Genomic DNA, 13,599 nt, shown 5'->3' with positions numbered 1-13,599 from the left:
GAGCGCATCCAGTTAAAAACCGGAGAGGCGCCGCTGGCGCGCCGCCTCTCCACTTAAAACTCAATATTTCCTACCAGGGGCTCTTTTTTGTACTGTCCGCACAATCTGGGGCAGTTCGCCTCTTTGGCACGTATTTCTTTTCCTCAGAAATCGGCGCTGCCCACCGTTCTGGGGTGAGGCAGGCCCCAGACGATGTGCCATCGTCCGGGGACCCCATTTGATTTCACTTCCTCGGCGGGAGTGAATCCCGCCTGCGGCAAGGGCCGCCCTCTGGGCGGCCCTTGTCCGGCGCTGACGCGCCGCCCCATCTTCGATGGGGCCCCGACGTCCTGCCCGGGGCAGGCTCTGCCGGTCCGACGCGTTTTTTCTTCGCTTTAGAAGTCGGCGCTGCCCACCGTTCTGGGATGAGGCAGGACGTCGCGGATGTTGCCCACGCCGGTGAGGTACATGACCATCCGCTCGAAGCCCAGGCCGAAGCCGGCGTGCTTGCATCCGCCATAGCGGCGCAGGTCCAGGTACCACCAGTAGTCCTTGGGGTCCATGCCCAGCGCCCGGATGCGGTTTTCCAGCACGTCCAGCCGCTCCTCACGCTGGGAGCCGCCGATGATCTCGCCGATGCCGGGTACCAGACAGTCGGCGGCGGCCACGGTCTTGCCGTCGTCGTTGAGACGCATATAGAATGCCTTGATGTCCTTGGGGTAGTCGGTGACGAAGACCGGCTTTTTGAACACCTGCTCGGTGAGGTAACGCTCATGCTCCGTCTGGAGGTCGCAGCCCCAGTCCACCTTATAATCGAATTTGTCGTTGTTCTGTTTGAGGATTTCCACCGCTTCGGTGTAACTCACCCGGCCGAAGTCGGAGGAGGCCACATGCTCCAGCCGCTCCCGGAGGCCCTTGTCCACAAAGGAGTTGAAGAAGTTGATCTCGTCGGGGCACTTTTCCAGCACGGTGGTGATGATGAACTTGATCATGGCTGCGGCCACGTCCAAGTCGCCCATCAGGTCGCAGAAGGCCATCTCGGGCTCGATCATCCAGAATTCGGCGGCGTGGCGGGTGGTGTTGGACTTTTCCGCCCGGAAGGTGGGGCCGAAGGTATAGACGTCGCCGAAGGCCATGGCGAAGTTCTCAGCGTTGAGCTGACCGGACACGGTGAGGTTGGCGCTCTTGCCGAAGAAGTCCCGGCTGTAATCCACGGCGCCGTCCTCCGTCCGGGGGACGTTCTCCAGGTCCAGGGTGGTCACCCGGAACATCTCGCCGGCCCCCTCGCAGTCGGAGGCGGTGATGATGGGGGTGTGGACGTACACGAAGCCCCGGTCCTGGAAGAAGGTGTGGATGGCGTGGGCGGCCACGCTCCGCACCCGGAAGGCGGCGGAGAACAGATTGGTGCGGGGCCGCAGGTGCTGGATGGTCCGCAGGTACTCCACGGTGTGCCGCTTCTTTTGAAGGGGATAGTCCGGGGTGGAGGGCCCCTCCACCGCGATGGCGGCGGCCTTGATCTCCAGGGGCTGCTTGGCCTCCGGGGTCAGGACCACCGTGCCGGTGACCGACAGGGCGGCCCCCACGTTCTGTCCGGCGATCTCCTTATAATTGGCCAGGGAATTGGCGTCCATGACCACCTGTAAATTCTTGAAGCAGGAGCCGTCGTTGAGCTCAATGAAGCCGAAGGTCTTCATGTCCCGGATGGTGCGGGCCCAGCCGCAGACGGTGACCTCCTGCCCCCCGAAATGCTCCTGGTCGGCGAAAATCTGTGCGATCTTTGTGCGTTCCATTGGGTCGATTCCCCTCTCAGCGTCGTTAGTTGTGCTGTGCAGTGACCTATATTATAACGCCTGCGGGGCAAAGCCGCAAGGGCGGACGCCTTTTCTCCGGGCAAAAAACGGAAAAAATCCGCCCCCAGAGGTCAGGGGGCGGAGCAAGTTGGTTTTTCAGCTGCCAGGAGGAAGCGGTGGATGGTGCCGGTGAACTGCCCTTCCCTCTGAATGGTCCGGTGGAGGTCCAGCAGGGCCGGGAAGCACCGCTCCACAGAGAAGCCGGGGAACTCCCAGGGGAGGATCCGGGCAAACCACACGAAGGCGCCCACGTCGTAGAAGCGGATGGGGCGGAAAGCCTCCTGGGCCCGGAGGATGTTGAAGCCGGCGGCCTCGAAGGCCCGCCGCTGTTCCTCCAGGTTCAGGTGGGGATAGGGCGGCGGCGTGCTGGGCAGCACCAGCTCCACCAGGTCCCGGTCATTCTGTCCCCCCACCTGCTCGGTGACCGCCAGACCGCCGGGCTTTAGGAGCCGGCAGAGCTCCGACGGGCAAAAATCCCCGTGCCGGTTGAGGATGCGGTCAAAGGCTGCGTCCCCAAAGGGGATGGCCGCCGGGTTGTCGCAGGTCTGAAAGTGGACCCCCAGGGGCTCCAGCCGCTCCCGGCACAGCGCCGCATTGGGCGGGTAGCCCTCCGTGGCCCAGGTACGCTCGTGGGGGTGGCCCAGGGAGAGGAGAAATTCCCCGCCGCCGGTGTCGTAGTCCAAGAGGTCCATGTCCGGGCGCAGGCCCTCCAGGGCGGCCTGCCGGTAATCCCAGGGCAGGTCCCCCTCCTCCTCATACCGCCCGGCAATGTGGGAGAAGTCCCAGCCGTGGATGTGGGCCACATCCTCCTCGTGCTGCCACAGAGACTTTAAGACGTGCTCCTCCATCGTGGGCCTCCTCCCATATCGTGTGATATTTTTTCTTTCAGAAAAATAAAAAAACGTGGTCGCAAAGTAAACTTTGCGACCACGTGGTACGCCTGAAGGGACTCGAACCCCCTGCCTTCAGAACCGGAATCTGACGCTCTATCCAATTGCGCTACAGGCGCGTACCTGCACACTTTTTAAGTGCCTAATTATTATAGCAACCTTTTCCGGGTTTGTAAAGGGGTATTTTTGCAAAAAACAAAATCGAGCGTCAGACTTTGGGGCTGAGCGGTCAGCAGGGGATGGTGCTCCAGGTGTTGACCCCGGAGAGGTCCAGGAACAGGGTGTGATCCGGGGGGAGAAAGGTGAAGAGGACCAGGGCGGCGGCCAGGGTCAGCACGACCAGGAGACCCAGGGTCCCCAGAAGGGCGTGCTCACGGCTCCCGTCCAGGACCTGGGGCAGCAGGAAGCCCGCCGCCATGAGCACCACATAGATGCCGATGTCCACGGCCATGGCCTCGCCCCCCAGGGTGAAGTGGTAGACCCAGCCGGCGCCCAGCATGGCCCACACCATCAGCGGGGCCGTGAGCAGCCAGGGGGTGCGGCAGCCCGGCGGGCCCTTCCGGGTGAGCAGCAGCATGGCGGCCAGATAGGGCCAGAGCAAAATTTTTCCGTGCTCCCACAGGCTCTCGTTCACCGGCGAGAGCACCGCCGTCACCGGATTGGGCAGCAGCGCGTAGAGAAAATGCAGGCAGGCGCCGGCCACCGTGGTGACGACAAAGGCCGGCAGCAGCCTTCCTGACAGCTTGGGCATGGTCTCCTCTCCCTCCCCGGCCGCCCGCCGGACGGCCTTTCTGAGGATAGGGTATGCGCCCGGGAACAGATTATGAACCGGCCCGCCTTTTTTCTGAAAAAACGGTAAAAACCGCCGTGGCCGCCGCCGTCCGCCCCTGCCGTCCGGGGCTTTCCGGCTTTTCCCATGCCAAAGGTGTGTTTCATTGCCAGCGCCGGAGCGGCGTTTTTTCCTTCGGAGGGGGCCATATTAGCTCTGGCGGCGTTTTTTTGAGCGCCGTCGGCGTTATTTTTTCCAAGAAGGGGTGGTTTTATGAGAGAAGAAGAACAAAGCCGGCCAGGGACGGGCGTCCTCCTCCTGCTGCGGGGACTGGCGCTGCTGATGGCGGCGGCAGTGGTGCTGCTGGGCCTGAGCGCCCGGGCCCGGGCCGCCGATGCAATCCCTGCCGCCGCCCAGGTCCCCCGTATGGTGGTGCCGGTGGGTCGGGCGGTGGGCATCAAGCTCTTTTCCGACGGCGTGCTGGTGGTGGGGCTCTCCGACGTGAACGCCGACGGAGGGGGCGCGTCCCCCGCACGGGCCTGCGGGCTTCGTCAGGGCGACATCATCACCCACATCAACGACACCCAGGTGGACACCATTGAGGAGGTGCGCACGGTGCTCCAGGACCTGGAGGGGGACAAAATGAGCATCCGGGCCATCCGGGACGCGGGCCAGGTGCAGTTCACCGCCCAGGCCGTCTCCTGTACCGACGGCACCTATCGTCTGGGGGCCTGGATCCGGGACTCCATGGCCGGCATCGGCACCGTCACCTTTTATGAGCCGTCCACCGGTCTCTTTGGGGCCCTGGGCCACGGCATCAACGATGTGGACACCGGACGTCTCATGCCCCTGGAGTCCGGAGCCATCCTGCCCGCTGCGGTGTCCGACGTAAAAAAGGGGGCCGCCGGGGCCCCCGGAGAGCTCCACGGCGCCTTCCAGACCAACCGGGACCTGGGCAGCCTGCGGGCCAACACCGCCGGCGGGATCTTCGGCACCCTGGACGTCCCGTCTCTGGCCGGTCAGGAGCCCGCCCTCCCCGTCGCCGGGCGGGGCGAGGTGAAGGTGGGACCCGCCGCCATCCTCTCCAACGTCGACGGGGAGACGGTCAGGCGCTATGACGTGGAGATCGTCCGGGTCTACCCCGCAGGCAGCCACGACACCCGGGACCTGATGGTGAAGGTCACCGACCCCGCGCTGCTGGAAGCCACCGGCGGCATCGTCCAGGGCATGAGCGGCTCGCCCATCCTTCAAAACGGCAAACTGGTGGGGGCGGTCACCCACGTCCTGGTCAACGACCCCACCCGGGGGTACGGCATCCTGGCCGAGACCATGCTGGAGAAGGCCGCAGCGGAGGCATAGCGGAGCATTCGGAAGGGGGGCGTCCGGATGTCGAAAAAGATCGGAAAAAAGTTGGGATATATTGGTAAAATGGGGTTGCGTCTGCTGTCATTTTGTGGTAAATTATGGTCATGGAACTAAGACGGGGGCTTTTGCGCTCCCGTGGAAGGGGAATTTGGATATGGACAGCAAGAAACGCATCCTTTTGGCGGATGGGGACGATGTGTTCCGGGACCTCCTGCGGGAGACCCTGCTGAAGGAGCCGGACTTTGAGATCGTGGGCGAGACCGGAGACGGAGAGGAGGCGGTGGAGCTGTGCCGCCGGCTCTCCCCCGATCTGCTGGTGATGGACCTGATGCTCACCCAGATGGACGGTCTGGACGTGCTGGACGCCCTGGAGGAGGGGGAGCGGCCGCCGGTGCTGGTCCTCTCGGCCCAGGTCCGGGGCAATATGGTGGAGGCCGCCCTGGCCAAGGGGGCCAGCTACTGCCAGATGAAGCCCTGCAAGCTGCCCTCGGTGGTGGACCGGATCCGACTGCTGGCCGGCTCGGCCAAGCTGGAGGAGGACCCGGCGGAGCGTCAGGCCCGGCTGCGCCAGAACCTGGAGAGCGCGGTGACGGCCATCATCCACGAGATCGGGGTGCCCGCCCACATCAAGGGCTACCAGTACCTGCGCTATGCCATCGTCATGACGGTGGAGGACATGGAGGTCATCAATGCGGTGACCAAGGTCCTCTACCCGGAGGTGGCCAAGCACTTCAACACCACCGCTTCCCGGGTGGAGCGGGCCATCCGCCACGCCATTGAGGTGGCCTGGGACCGGGGCGACCTGGAGACCCTCCAGAAGTATTTCGGCTACACCGTCAGCAACGCCAAGGGCAAGCCCACCAACTCGGAATTCATCGCCATGATCGCCGACCGGCTCCAGCTCCAGCGCCGGGAGACCTGACTGGCGCGCCCTGCGCCATAACACACAAGCTGCGGCCCTCCGGTCCAAAAGACCGGAGGGCCGCAGCCTGTATGGAGATGGGTAGATTCAAAGAAAAAGGGAACTCAATGCCGGAGCAGAGCTCCGATGGCCCGCCAGGGGCTGCCCTTCCAGCAGCCGGTCCGGCTGCCCAGGGAATACCAGTCCTTTTGCAGCAGCAGCTCCTTGTCGTTCCCAATCAAATACATCACATTTTTCATGTTTCTCGGCTCCTTTCCGAACAACTGTCTCTTGTCTTCCTTACGTACTTATTATACAATGGCATCAGACATTACGCAAACGACTTATTTTCATATCTTACATTCCAAAACAGAATGGATGGTGGCCATGGAGACAGGAAAATACCGGGCGCTGCTGCGGACGGCGGAGCTGGGGAGCATCACCCGGGCGGCGGAGGACCTGGGCTACACCCAGAGCGCGGTGAGCCGCATCCTCTCCGACCTGGAACAGGAGTGGGGGGTGACCCTGCTGGTCCGGGGGAGGTCGGGGGTGACCCTCACCGCCGCCGGGGCGGCGCTGCTGCCCGGACTGCGGGCGGTGTGCAACGCGGAGCGGGAGCTTCAGGAGGAGGTGGGGCAGCTCCACGGCCTCACCCGGGGCACCATCCGGGTGGGGACCTTCAACAGCATCTCGGTCCACTGGCTGCCCCGGCTGATGAAGTCCTTTCTGGAAAAGTACCCCGCCATCCGCTTTGAGATCCTCACCCATATTGAATACCGGGAGATCGAGGAATGGGTGGCCTCGGGCCATGTGGACTGCGGCTTCATCTCTCTCCCCTGCGCCCTGGACCTGGACACGGTCTTCCTCCGCCGGGACCGGCACATGGCGGTGCTCCCCGCCGACCACCAGCTGACGGAGGCCAAGAGCTATCCCGTGGCCCGGTTTGCCCAGGACCCCTACATCAAGCTGGAGGATGACCGGGACCGGGAGGTCATTCAGATTTTTGAACGCTGCGGGGTCAAGCCCAACCTCTGCTACCGGGTCAACGACGATTACGCCGCCATCTCCATGGTGGAGAGCGGCCTGGGGGTGAGCGTGCTCACCGAACTGGTCCTCCGCCGCACCCCCTACCAGGTGGTGGTCCGGCCCCTGGACCCGCCCCAGTTCCGGGACATCGGCCTGGCGGTCCGGCGGCGGAGCGACGCCTCCCCGGCCACGGCCCGGTTCCTGGACCATGTGGAGGCCGCCGTGGCCGCAGGTGAAATTTGACAGGCGGGCGGCTCTGTTATATGATAGGGCTCACAGTATAAAGGAGATGTTTTCATGACCATTGATTATAAGACCAGGGGCACCTGCTCCAGCCATATGCGCATTGAGGTGGAGGACGGCGTGGTGCAGTCCCTCCAGGTGACCGGGGGCTGCGACGGCAACCTCCAGGGCCTCTCCCGGCTGGTGGCCGGCATGCGGGTGGAGGACGTCATTTCCCGGCTGGAGGGCATCCGCTGCGGCTTCAAGCCCACCTCCTGCCCCGACCAGCTGGCCCAGGCCCTCAAGCAGAGCCTGTGAGCGCGATGGGAGGGACCGGCCATCGGGCGGCAGTCAGGTGAAAAGCAAAGAGCGACCCGTCAAAAGGTTGCACGAAGCTGCTTGAGCGCAGCTTCGTGCAACCTTTCTTTGCCCCCTGCCCTTCCTTGACAGAGCGGGTGGAAATGGGATAAACTTATTCTGAGATAATATCGTTTGAATGTGAGGGAGACCCATGCCAAAGACCAGCGCCAAAAGCTACGGAAACGACTCCATTTCCTCCCTGAAGGGGGCCGACCGGGTCCGAAAGCGGCCCGGCGTCATATTCGGCTCCGACGGGCTGGAGGGCTGCGAGCACGCCGTATTTGAGATCCTGTCCAACGCCATCGACGAGGCCCGGGAGGGCCACGGCGACCTCATCACCGTGACCCGGTACGCCGACCAGTCCATCGAGGTGGAGGACTTTGGCCGGGGCTGCCCGGTGGACTGGAACGAGAAGGAGGGCAAGTTCAACTGGGAGCTGGTCTTCTGCGAGCTCTACGCCGGCGGCAAGTACAACAACCTGGAGGGGGACAACTACGAGTACTCCTTGGGGCTCAACGGCCTGGGCACCTGCGCCACCCAGTACGCCAGCGCGGTGTTCGACGCCGTCATTCACCGGGACGGCCAGGAATACACCCTCCACTTTGAAAAGGGCGAGAACATCGGCGGCCTTCAAAAGGCCCCCTATTCGGGGAAAAAGACCGGCTCCAGGTTCCGCTGGAAGCCCGATCTGGAGGTCTTCACCGACATCAATATCCCGGTGGACTACTTCCTGGACGTTTTGAAGCGCCAGGCGGTGGTCAACGCCGGAGTCACCTTCCGGTTCCGCAACCAGGTGGGGGGCAAGTTCGAGACCACCGACTTCAAGTATGAGCACGGCATTGAGGACTATGTCCGGGAGCTGGCCGGAGAGGACAGCCTGACCCAGCCGGTGTTCTGGCAGACCGAGCGGAAGGGCCGGGACCGGGCCGACAAGCCCGACTATAAGGTAAAGCTCTCTGTCTCCTTCTGCTTTTCCAACCGGGTCCAGGTCATCGAGCACTACCACAACTCCTCCTGGCTGGAGCACGGCGGCTCTCCGGAGAAGGCCATGCGCTCCGCCCTTGTCTCCGCCATCGACGGCTATTTGAAGGCCCAGGGCAAGTACCAGAAGAGCGAAAGCAAGCTCACCTGGAACGACGTCCAGGACTGTCTGGTCTTCGTCTCCAACAACTTCTCCACCCAGACCTCCTACGAGAACCAGACCAAGAAGGCCATCAACAACAAATTCGTCCAGGAGGCCATGACGGAGTTTCTCAAAAGCCAGTTGGAGGTCTACTTCATCGAAAACCCCTTCGACGCCCAGAAGATCGCCGAACAGGTCCTCATCAACAAGCGCTCCCGGGAGAGTGCCGAGAAGGCCCGGCTCAACATCAAGAAGAAGCTCTCCGGCAGCGTGGACATCTCCAACCGGGTGCAGAAGTTCGTGGACTGCCGCACCAAAGACACCGAGCGGCGGGAGCTCTACATCGTGGAGGGCGACTCCGCTATGGGGGCCGTCAAGCTCAGCCGGGACGCCGAGTTCCAGGGCATCATGCCGGTGCGGGGCAAGATTTTGAACTGTCTCAAGGCCGACTACGCCAAGATCTTCAAGTCGGAGATCATCACCGACCTTTTGAAGGTGCTGGGCTGCGGGGTGGAGGTCAAGGACAAGCACGCCAAGGACATGGCGGAATTTGACCTCATGAACCTCAGATGGAACAAAATCGTCATCTGTACCGACGCCGACGTGGACGGCTATCAGATCCGCACCCTCATCCTCACCATGCTCTACCGGCTCACCCCCACCCTCATCCAGCGGGGGTATGTCTATATCGCCGAATCCCCCCTCTACGAGATCGGCTACAAGGACAAGACCTGGTTTGCCTACAACGAGACCGAGAAGGCCGACATCCTCCGGGAGCTGGAAGGGAAAAAGTACACCATTCAGCGCTCCAAGGGCCTGGGCGAGAACGAGCCCGACATGATGTGGCTGACCACCATGAGCCCGGCCACCCGCCGCCTCATCAAGGTCATGCCCGAGGATGTGGAGCGCACCGCTGCCGTCTTCGACCTCCTCCTGGGGGACAACCTTCAGGGCCGGAAGGACCACATTGCCGAAAACGGGTATAAGTATCTGGAGCTGGCCGATATTTCGTGATATGACGTTTTGATCGGCGGCATCTCCGCTGTGTCATCCTGAGCGACAGCGAAGGATCTGTTTCCCCCGTCCTTCCGCGCGGCAGAAAAACGAGGGGATAGGGGATGTGGATTCTTCGGCTGGGCCTCAGAATGACGGACAAGGGCCGCCGCGCCGTGCTCTTTGTGGGGCGCGGCTTCCCAGACGCGCCCTGCGACAACCCCGCCGCCATGCTGTGAAACAGAAAGCCACCCACAACCGAACCAGGAAAAGGAGGTCCCCCATGAAAAAGCTGCTTTCCATTCTGCTGACCCTGGCGCTGACCCTGTCCCTTTCCGCACCCGCCCTGGCCATCCACGAAGGTGAGATCGGCATCTGTCTGGACGGGAGGACCTACTATCCCACCTCCCTGCCGGTGCAGGTCCAGAATGGCCGCACCATGGTGCCCCTCCGGGACCTGGCGGAAAAGCTGGGGGCCGATGTGGAGTGGGTCCAGGAGAAACAGGAGATCGTCATGACCCGGGCCGGCTCCACCGTCACCATGACCCTGGGGAAGACCACCGCCGACGTGGACGGTGCGGCCATGGAGATGGACGTGGCGCCCTACGCCGTGGAGGGCCACACCCTCATCCCCGCCCGGTATGTGGCGGAGTTCTTCGGCCAGCTGGTGACCTGGGACCAGGAGAAGCAGCTGGTGGTGGTGGAGGAGGACAAGTCGGTGGCCGGGGACTCCAACCTGGAGGACTGGGCCCTGGCTATGGGGGCCATGCTGGTGCGCATCAACTACGGGCGCATCGAGGGCTTCGGCGGAGATGGCCGGGCGGTGCCCATGTCGTACAGCACCACCAACGGCATGTCTCCCACCATGACCATGGCGGAGTTCGCCCGGGAAATGCTCTCGGACGACTGGGGCATCACCGGCCGGGCCGACCTCATTGAGACGGTGACCGTCATGACCACCGGCGGACACAATGTGGATTTCCAGGAGACCGCCGCCGTTGCCGACAGCCTCACCGACGCCGAGTGGAAGGACCTCATCGCCCAGTCCGGCGAGGTGGACGCCTACATGTGGTCCTACACCAAGACCCTTGCGGAGAAGTGGGGGGACAAGGGCATTCTGGCCTGGGACCTCTTCCGCATGAGCAACCTGGCCCAGTGGGGCTATGTGGCCGGGTACGTCACCTACGCTGAGTCACTGGCCCTGGTGGAGCCCGCCGCCCGGCACCTGTGCGAGACCTTCTCCTCCTGGGAGGAGGCCTATGAAAACTATCTGGACGGCTATATCTGGTGGAGCCGCACCGACCTGAACGGCCAGGACGTGTGGGAGACCCACCGGGGCCGGCTCTATCGGAGCCTGCGGGGCGGGGAATCCGCCGCCCTCTTCGACGACAGTCTCTTTACCACCGGCGTCATCGGCCTGCCCGAGGGGGTGGCCCCCTCTCTGGAGGAGCTGGCCGGTATTTCGTGAGATGACGTTTTGACCGGCGGCAGCTCCGCTGCGTCATCCTGAGCGACAGCGAAGGAGCCGTTTCCCCCGTCCTTCCGCGCGGCAGAAAAACGAGGGGATAGGGGATGCGGATTCTTCGGCTGGGCCTCAGAATGACGGACAAGGGGCGCAGCGCCATGCTCTTTGTGGGGCGCGGCTTCCCAGACGCGCCCTGCCACAACCCCGCCGCCATGCTGTGAAACAGGAAACCACCCACAACCGAACCAGGAAAAGGAGGTCCCCCATGAAAAAGCTGCTTTCCATTCTGCTGACCCTGGCGCTGACCCTGTCCCTTTCCGCACCTGCCCTGGCCGTTGTCCCAGAGGAGACGCCTGGGATCTCCATAGACGAGGTCTTCTCCACAGATGTGGTCCTCCGGGACTCCGGCTATCCCATGGATGCTGACGTGGCCGACTGGTTGGAGGCCCATCCCGAGGAGGCCGCCGCCCTGGCGGACAACCTGGACCAGTGGGCCGAGACCTCCTGGGGGCATGGCTCTGTGGCCGAGATGGCCGAGGTCTGGGGAGAGTCGGAGGCATACATCCGGGACCTGCTCCTGGAGGAGCGGGCCAGGGAGGCCATGGCGCAGGAGGCCCAGAAGGCGGCCCAGGCCGCGTATGCCGCCGCCCACCCCGGCTACCTGGACGGCTTCGACCCCGACGCCTGGCTCCGGGCGGCCTACCCGGACTACAAGGACCCGGAAGCGGCCTTCATGGCCGACTACGGTTTGACCGACCGGGCGGCCTTTGAGGACTACATGAAGGACGACTACACCCACCACCTCATCTGGATGGAGGAGCTCCGGGCCGACATCGACGCCGTGCTGGCGGAGGACCCCGCCGCCCTGGAGGGCTTCGACGTGGACGCCTACTTCGCCCAGGAGTACTTCTACTATGAAAGCCAGGAGCCCTTCATGGCCGACTATACCCTCCTGGACCGGGCCGAGTTCGAGACCTATCTTACTTGGGAGTATCTGACCTACGGCTACCTCACGGGCGAGCCCGGCGGCGAGGAGCCTTTGGGCGGTGTCCCCGGCGAGCTGGGGATCATGGTCAACGGGGCCTACCTGACCTTTGAGGGTGACAAGCCCTACGCCGAGGACGGCGTCACCTACGTCCCCGCCGCTGCGCTGGGGGAGGCCCTGGGCCTGTCCCTCGCCGGCGACTATGCCCCCCTGCGGGAGACTGCCGCTGCCGCCGGCTGCGACGTCTGGTGGGACCCGGCGTATCACACCGCCGTGGTCCTGGACCCGGACGCCCTTGCGGAGACCATCGACGGCGGCTTTACCGCCATCAACGGCCTGATGGCCAAGAGCGCCCCGGCCTGGGAGCGATGGAAGAGCACGGAGGACTGGAAGGCCACCCTCACCCTGTTCGACACCCTCAACGGGGACAAGACCTACCCCATGACCCTGACCCAGGAGAGCCTTTACGGCCCGGAGGGGGGCCAGACCACGGGCGAATACGACCTGTCCGCCCTGATGACCCTGCTGGAGCGGCTGGGGCTGACCGAGGACGCCGGCGCGGAGGTGGAGCAGGCGGCCGCCGCCCTGCTCAGCGGAAACTACGAGCTGCGCTGGGACCTGGAGACCGGGACCATGGCCGTCACCGCCTCCGCCCTGCCCGAGCTGCTCTCTCTGGCGGGGCTCCCCGTGTCGGGGGAGCTGTGGTTCACCCTGGGCGGGGAGACCGCGGCGGAGCTGTATGCCGGCCTGGAGGACCTGATGGACCCGTCGGAGCCCCCCACGGTGGGCACTCTGGTGTGGTACCTCTATGAAAACAGTACGGCGGTCTACACCGACCCCGTCTGCTACTGGAGCGAGACCCTGGACCTGGCCGGGACCATCGCCCTCTTCCTGGGGGACGACGCCCTGGTCCGGGAGGGGAAGACCTGGGTGCTGCGGCTGGGGATGGAGGACCTGGCTGCCCTGCTGGGTTACAGTGAGGAGGATGCCTATGCGTACCTGGGCCTCCAGGACTTCGCCCTGGAGTACGTCTTCGGCGACGACGGCTCCTTCACCGGCAGCCTGCTGTGCCTGAGCGCCGACGAGGGCTGGTCCCCCGCCATGCGCGTCGCCGCCAGCTGGGATTCTGACCGCACAGGCGGCACGGTGGAGGCCGAGTTCCACATCAAGAACCAGATGAAGCTGCTCCTGACCGTCACCACCGCCACGGAGGAGACGGACCGGAGGCCGGAGACCCAGGCCCCCGAGGGGGCCGCCGCCCTGGCCCTGGAGGACCTGACCGGCTGGTGAGCCGCCATCTGACCATAGGATAAAGGACTGATAACCATTGGCTAAGAAAAAGGTCCCCCAGGAGGGGGGCAAGCGGGTGGACGACTCCAACGTCCTGGGCCTTCACGCCGAGGTGCTGGAGCAGCCCATCACCCAGACCCTGGAGATCAACTACATGCCCTACGCCATGAGCGTCATCGTCTCCCGGGCCATCCCGGAGATCGACGGGTTCAAGCCCTCCCACCGCAAGCTGCTTTACACCATGTACCAGATGCACCTGCTGGGGGGCGCCCGCACCAAGAGCGCCAACGTGGTGGGCCAGACCATGAAGCTCAACCCCCACGGCGACGCGGCCATCTACGACACCATGGTCCGGCTCTCCCGGGGCTACGGGGCCCTGCT

At 64.0% G+C, this 13,599-nt stretch carries 12 protein-coding genes and 1 tRNA gene; 8 read left to right on the top strand and 5 right to left on the bottom strand.

Annotated elements, in window-relative coordinates; all coding sequences use genetic code 11:
* Positions 1-374: 374 nt before the first annotated feature.
* The 4 genes from asnS to Q0Y09_RS03860 all read right to left on the bottom strand — a co-directional run bounded on the left by asnS (position 375) and on the right by Q0Y09_RS03860 (position 3,470).
* Positions 375-1,769 carry an asparagine--tRNA ligase gene (gene asnS / locus Q0Y09_RS03875; RefSeq protein WP_297717892.1) on the bottom strand — a complete coding sequence of 465 codons (1,395 nt, stop codon included), beginning with the start codon at positions 1,767-1,769 and terminating at the stop codon, positions 375-377.
* A gap of 131 nt (positions 1,770-1,900) precedes the next feature.
* Complete coding sequence (locus tag Q0Y09_RS03870) at positions 1,901-2,677, bottom strand: SAM-dependent methyltransferase (RefSeq protein ID WP_297717889.1); 777 nt, start codon at positions 2,675-2,677, stop codon at positions 1,901-1,903.
* A gap of 84 nt (positions 2,678-2,761) precedes the next feature.
* A tRNA-Arg gene (locus Q0Y09_RS03865) sits at positions 2,762-2,838 on the bottom strand.
* 110 nt (positions 2,839-2,948) lie between these two features.
* Complete coding sequence (locus Q0Y09_RS03860; RefSeq protein WP_297717886.1) at positions 2,949-3,470, bottom strand: DUF6512 family protein; 522 nt, start codon at positions 3,468-3,470, stop codon at positions 2,949-2,951.
* Positions 3,471-3,761: 291 nt separating this feature from the next.
* Between Q0Y09_RS03860 and spoIVB the strand changes: the two genes are divergently transcribed.
* Both spoIVB and spo0A read left to right on the top strand, forming a co-directional pair.
* A complete protein-coding gene (gene spoIVB, locus Q0Y09_RS03855; RefSeq protein ID WP_297717883.1) occupies positions 3,762-4,847 on the top strand; it encodes a SpoIVB peptidase in 1,086 nt (361 codons plus the stop codon).
* Between the two features lie 160 nt (positions 4,848-5,007).
* Positions 5,008-5,775, top strand: coding sequence for a sporulation transcription factor Spo0A (gene spo0A, locus Q0Y09_RS03850; RefSeq protein WP_297717881.1), 768 nt, complete (start codon positions 5,008-5,010; stop codon positions 5,773-5,775).
* A 104-nt stretch (positions 5,776-5,879) separates the two neighbouring features.
* Here spo0A and Q0Y09_RS03845 read toward each other — a convergent pair whose 3' ends face one another.
* Positions 5,880-6,014 (bottom strand): hypothetical protein, encoded by a 135-nt coding sequence (locus tag Q0Y09_RS03845; protein ID WP_297717878.1) that lies wholly within the window; start codon positions 6,012-6,014, stop codon positions 5,880-5,882.
* A gap of 127 nt (positions 6,015-6,141) precedes the next feature.
* Here Q0Y09_RS03845 and Q0Y09_RS03840 point away from each other — a divergent pair, with 127 nt between their 5' ends.
* The 6 genes from Q0Y09_RS03840 to Q0Y09_RS03815 form a co-directional block, all read left to right on the top strand.
* Positions 6,142-7,023, top strand: a complete 882-nt coding sequence (locus tag Q0Y09_RS03840) for a LysR family transcriptional regulator (RefSeq protein WP_297717875.1) — start codon at positions 6,142-6,144, stop codon at positions 7,021-7,023.
* Positions 7,024-7,077: 54 nt separating this feature from the next.
* Complete coding sequence (locus Q0Y09_RS03835) at positions 7,078-7,320, top strand: TIGR03905 family TSCPD domain-containing protein (RefSeq protein WP_297717872.1); 243 nt, start codon at positions 7,078-7,080, stop codon at positions 7,318-7,320.
* A 193-nt stretch (positions 7,321-7,513) separates the two neighbouring features.
* On the top strand, positions 7,514-9,499 hold the full coding sequence (locus Q0Y09_RS03830) for a toprim domain-containing protein (RefSeq protein ID WP_297717867.1): 1,986 nt from the start codon (positions 7,514-7,516) through the stop codon (positions 9,497-9,499).
* A gap of 262 nt (positions 9,500-9,761) precedes the next feature.
* Positions 9,762-10,946, top strand: a complete 1,185-nt coding sequence (locus Q0Y09_RS03825) for a stalk domain-containing protein (protein WP_297717864.1) — start codon at positions 9,762-9,764, stop codon at positions 10,944-10,946.
* Positions 10,947-11,208: 262 nt separating this feature from the next.
* Positions 11,209-13,218, top strand: coding sequence for a hypothetical protein (locus Q0Y09_RS03820; protein WP_297717861.1), 2,010 nt, complete (start codon positions 11,209-11,211; stop codon positions 13,216-13,218).
* A gap of 37 nt (positions 13,219-13,255) precedes the next feature.
* Positions 13,256-13,599: DNA gyrase subunit A (locus tag Q0Y09_RS03815; RefSeq protein ID WP_297717858.1), on the top strand; the 344-nt coding region annotated here is incomplete at its 3' end.

Origin of the sequence: Intestinimonas sp., from assembly GCF_026169115.1 — a bacterium.
Taxonomy (GTDB): Bacteria; Bacillota; Clostridia; order Oscillospirales; family Oscillospiraceae; genus Intestinimonas.
This window is presented reverse-complemented; position numbering and strand designations above follow the sequence as displayed.

Excerpts from the sequence above, each read along its gene's own strand:
- Q0Y09_RS03860 (WP_297717886.1), bottom strand. The coding sequence starts at position 3,470 with ATGCCCAAGCTGTCAGGAAGGCTGCTGCCGGCCTTTGTCGTCACCACG.
- Q0Y09_RS03830 (WP_297717867.1), top strand. The coding sequence starts at position 7,514 with ATGCCAAAGACCAGCGCCAAAAGCTACGGAAACGACTCCATTTCCTCC.
- Q0Y09_RS03840 (WP_297717875.1), top strand. The coding sequence starts at position 6,142 with ATGGAGACAGGAAAATACCGGGCGCTGCTGCGGACGGCGGAGCTGGGG.
- Q0Y09_RS03870 (WP_297717889.1), bottom strand. The coding sequence starts at position 2,677 with ATGGAGGAGCACGTCTTAAAGTCTCTGTGGCAGCACGAGGAGGATGTG.
- spo0A (WP_297717881.1), top strand. The coding sequence starts at position 5,008 with ATGGACAGCAAGAAACGCATCCTTTTGGCGGATGGGGACGATGTGTTC.
- Q0Y09_RS03845 (WP_297717878.1), bottom strand. The coding sequence starts at position 6,014 with ATGAAAAATGTGATGTATTTGATTGGGAACGACAAGGAGCTGCTGCTG.
- Q0Y09_RS03820 (WP_297717861.1), top strand. The coding sequence starts at position 11,209 with ATGAAAAAGCTGCTTTCCATTCTGCTGACCCTGGCGCTGACCCTGTCC.
- spoIVB (WP_297717883.1), top strand. The coding sequence starts at position 3,762 with ATGAGAGAAGAAGAACAAAGCCGGCCAGGGACGGGCGTCCTCCTCCTG.
- Q0Y09_RS03825 (WP_297717864.1), top strand. The coding sequence starts at position 9,762 with ATGAAAAAGCTGCTTTCCATTCTGCTGACCCTGGCGCTGACCCTGTCC.
- asnS (WP_297717892.1), bottom strand. The coding sequence starts at position 1,769 with ATGGAACGCACAAAGATCGCACAGATTTTCGCCGACCAGGAGCATTTC.
- Q0Y09_RS03835 (WP_297717872.1), top strand. The coding sequence starts at position 7,078 with ATGACCATTGATTATAAGACCAGGGGCACCTGCTCCAGCCATATGCGC.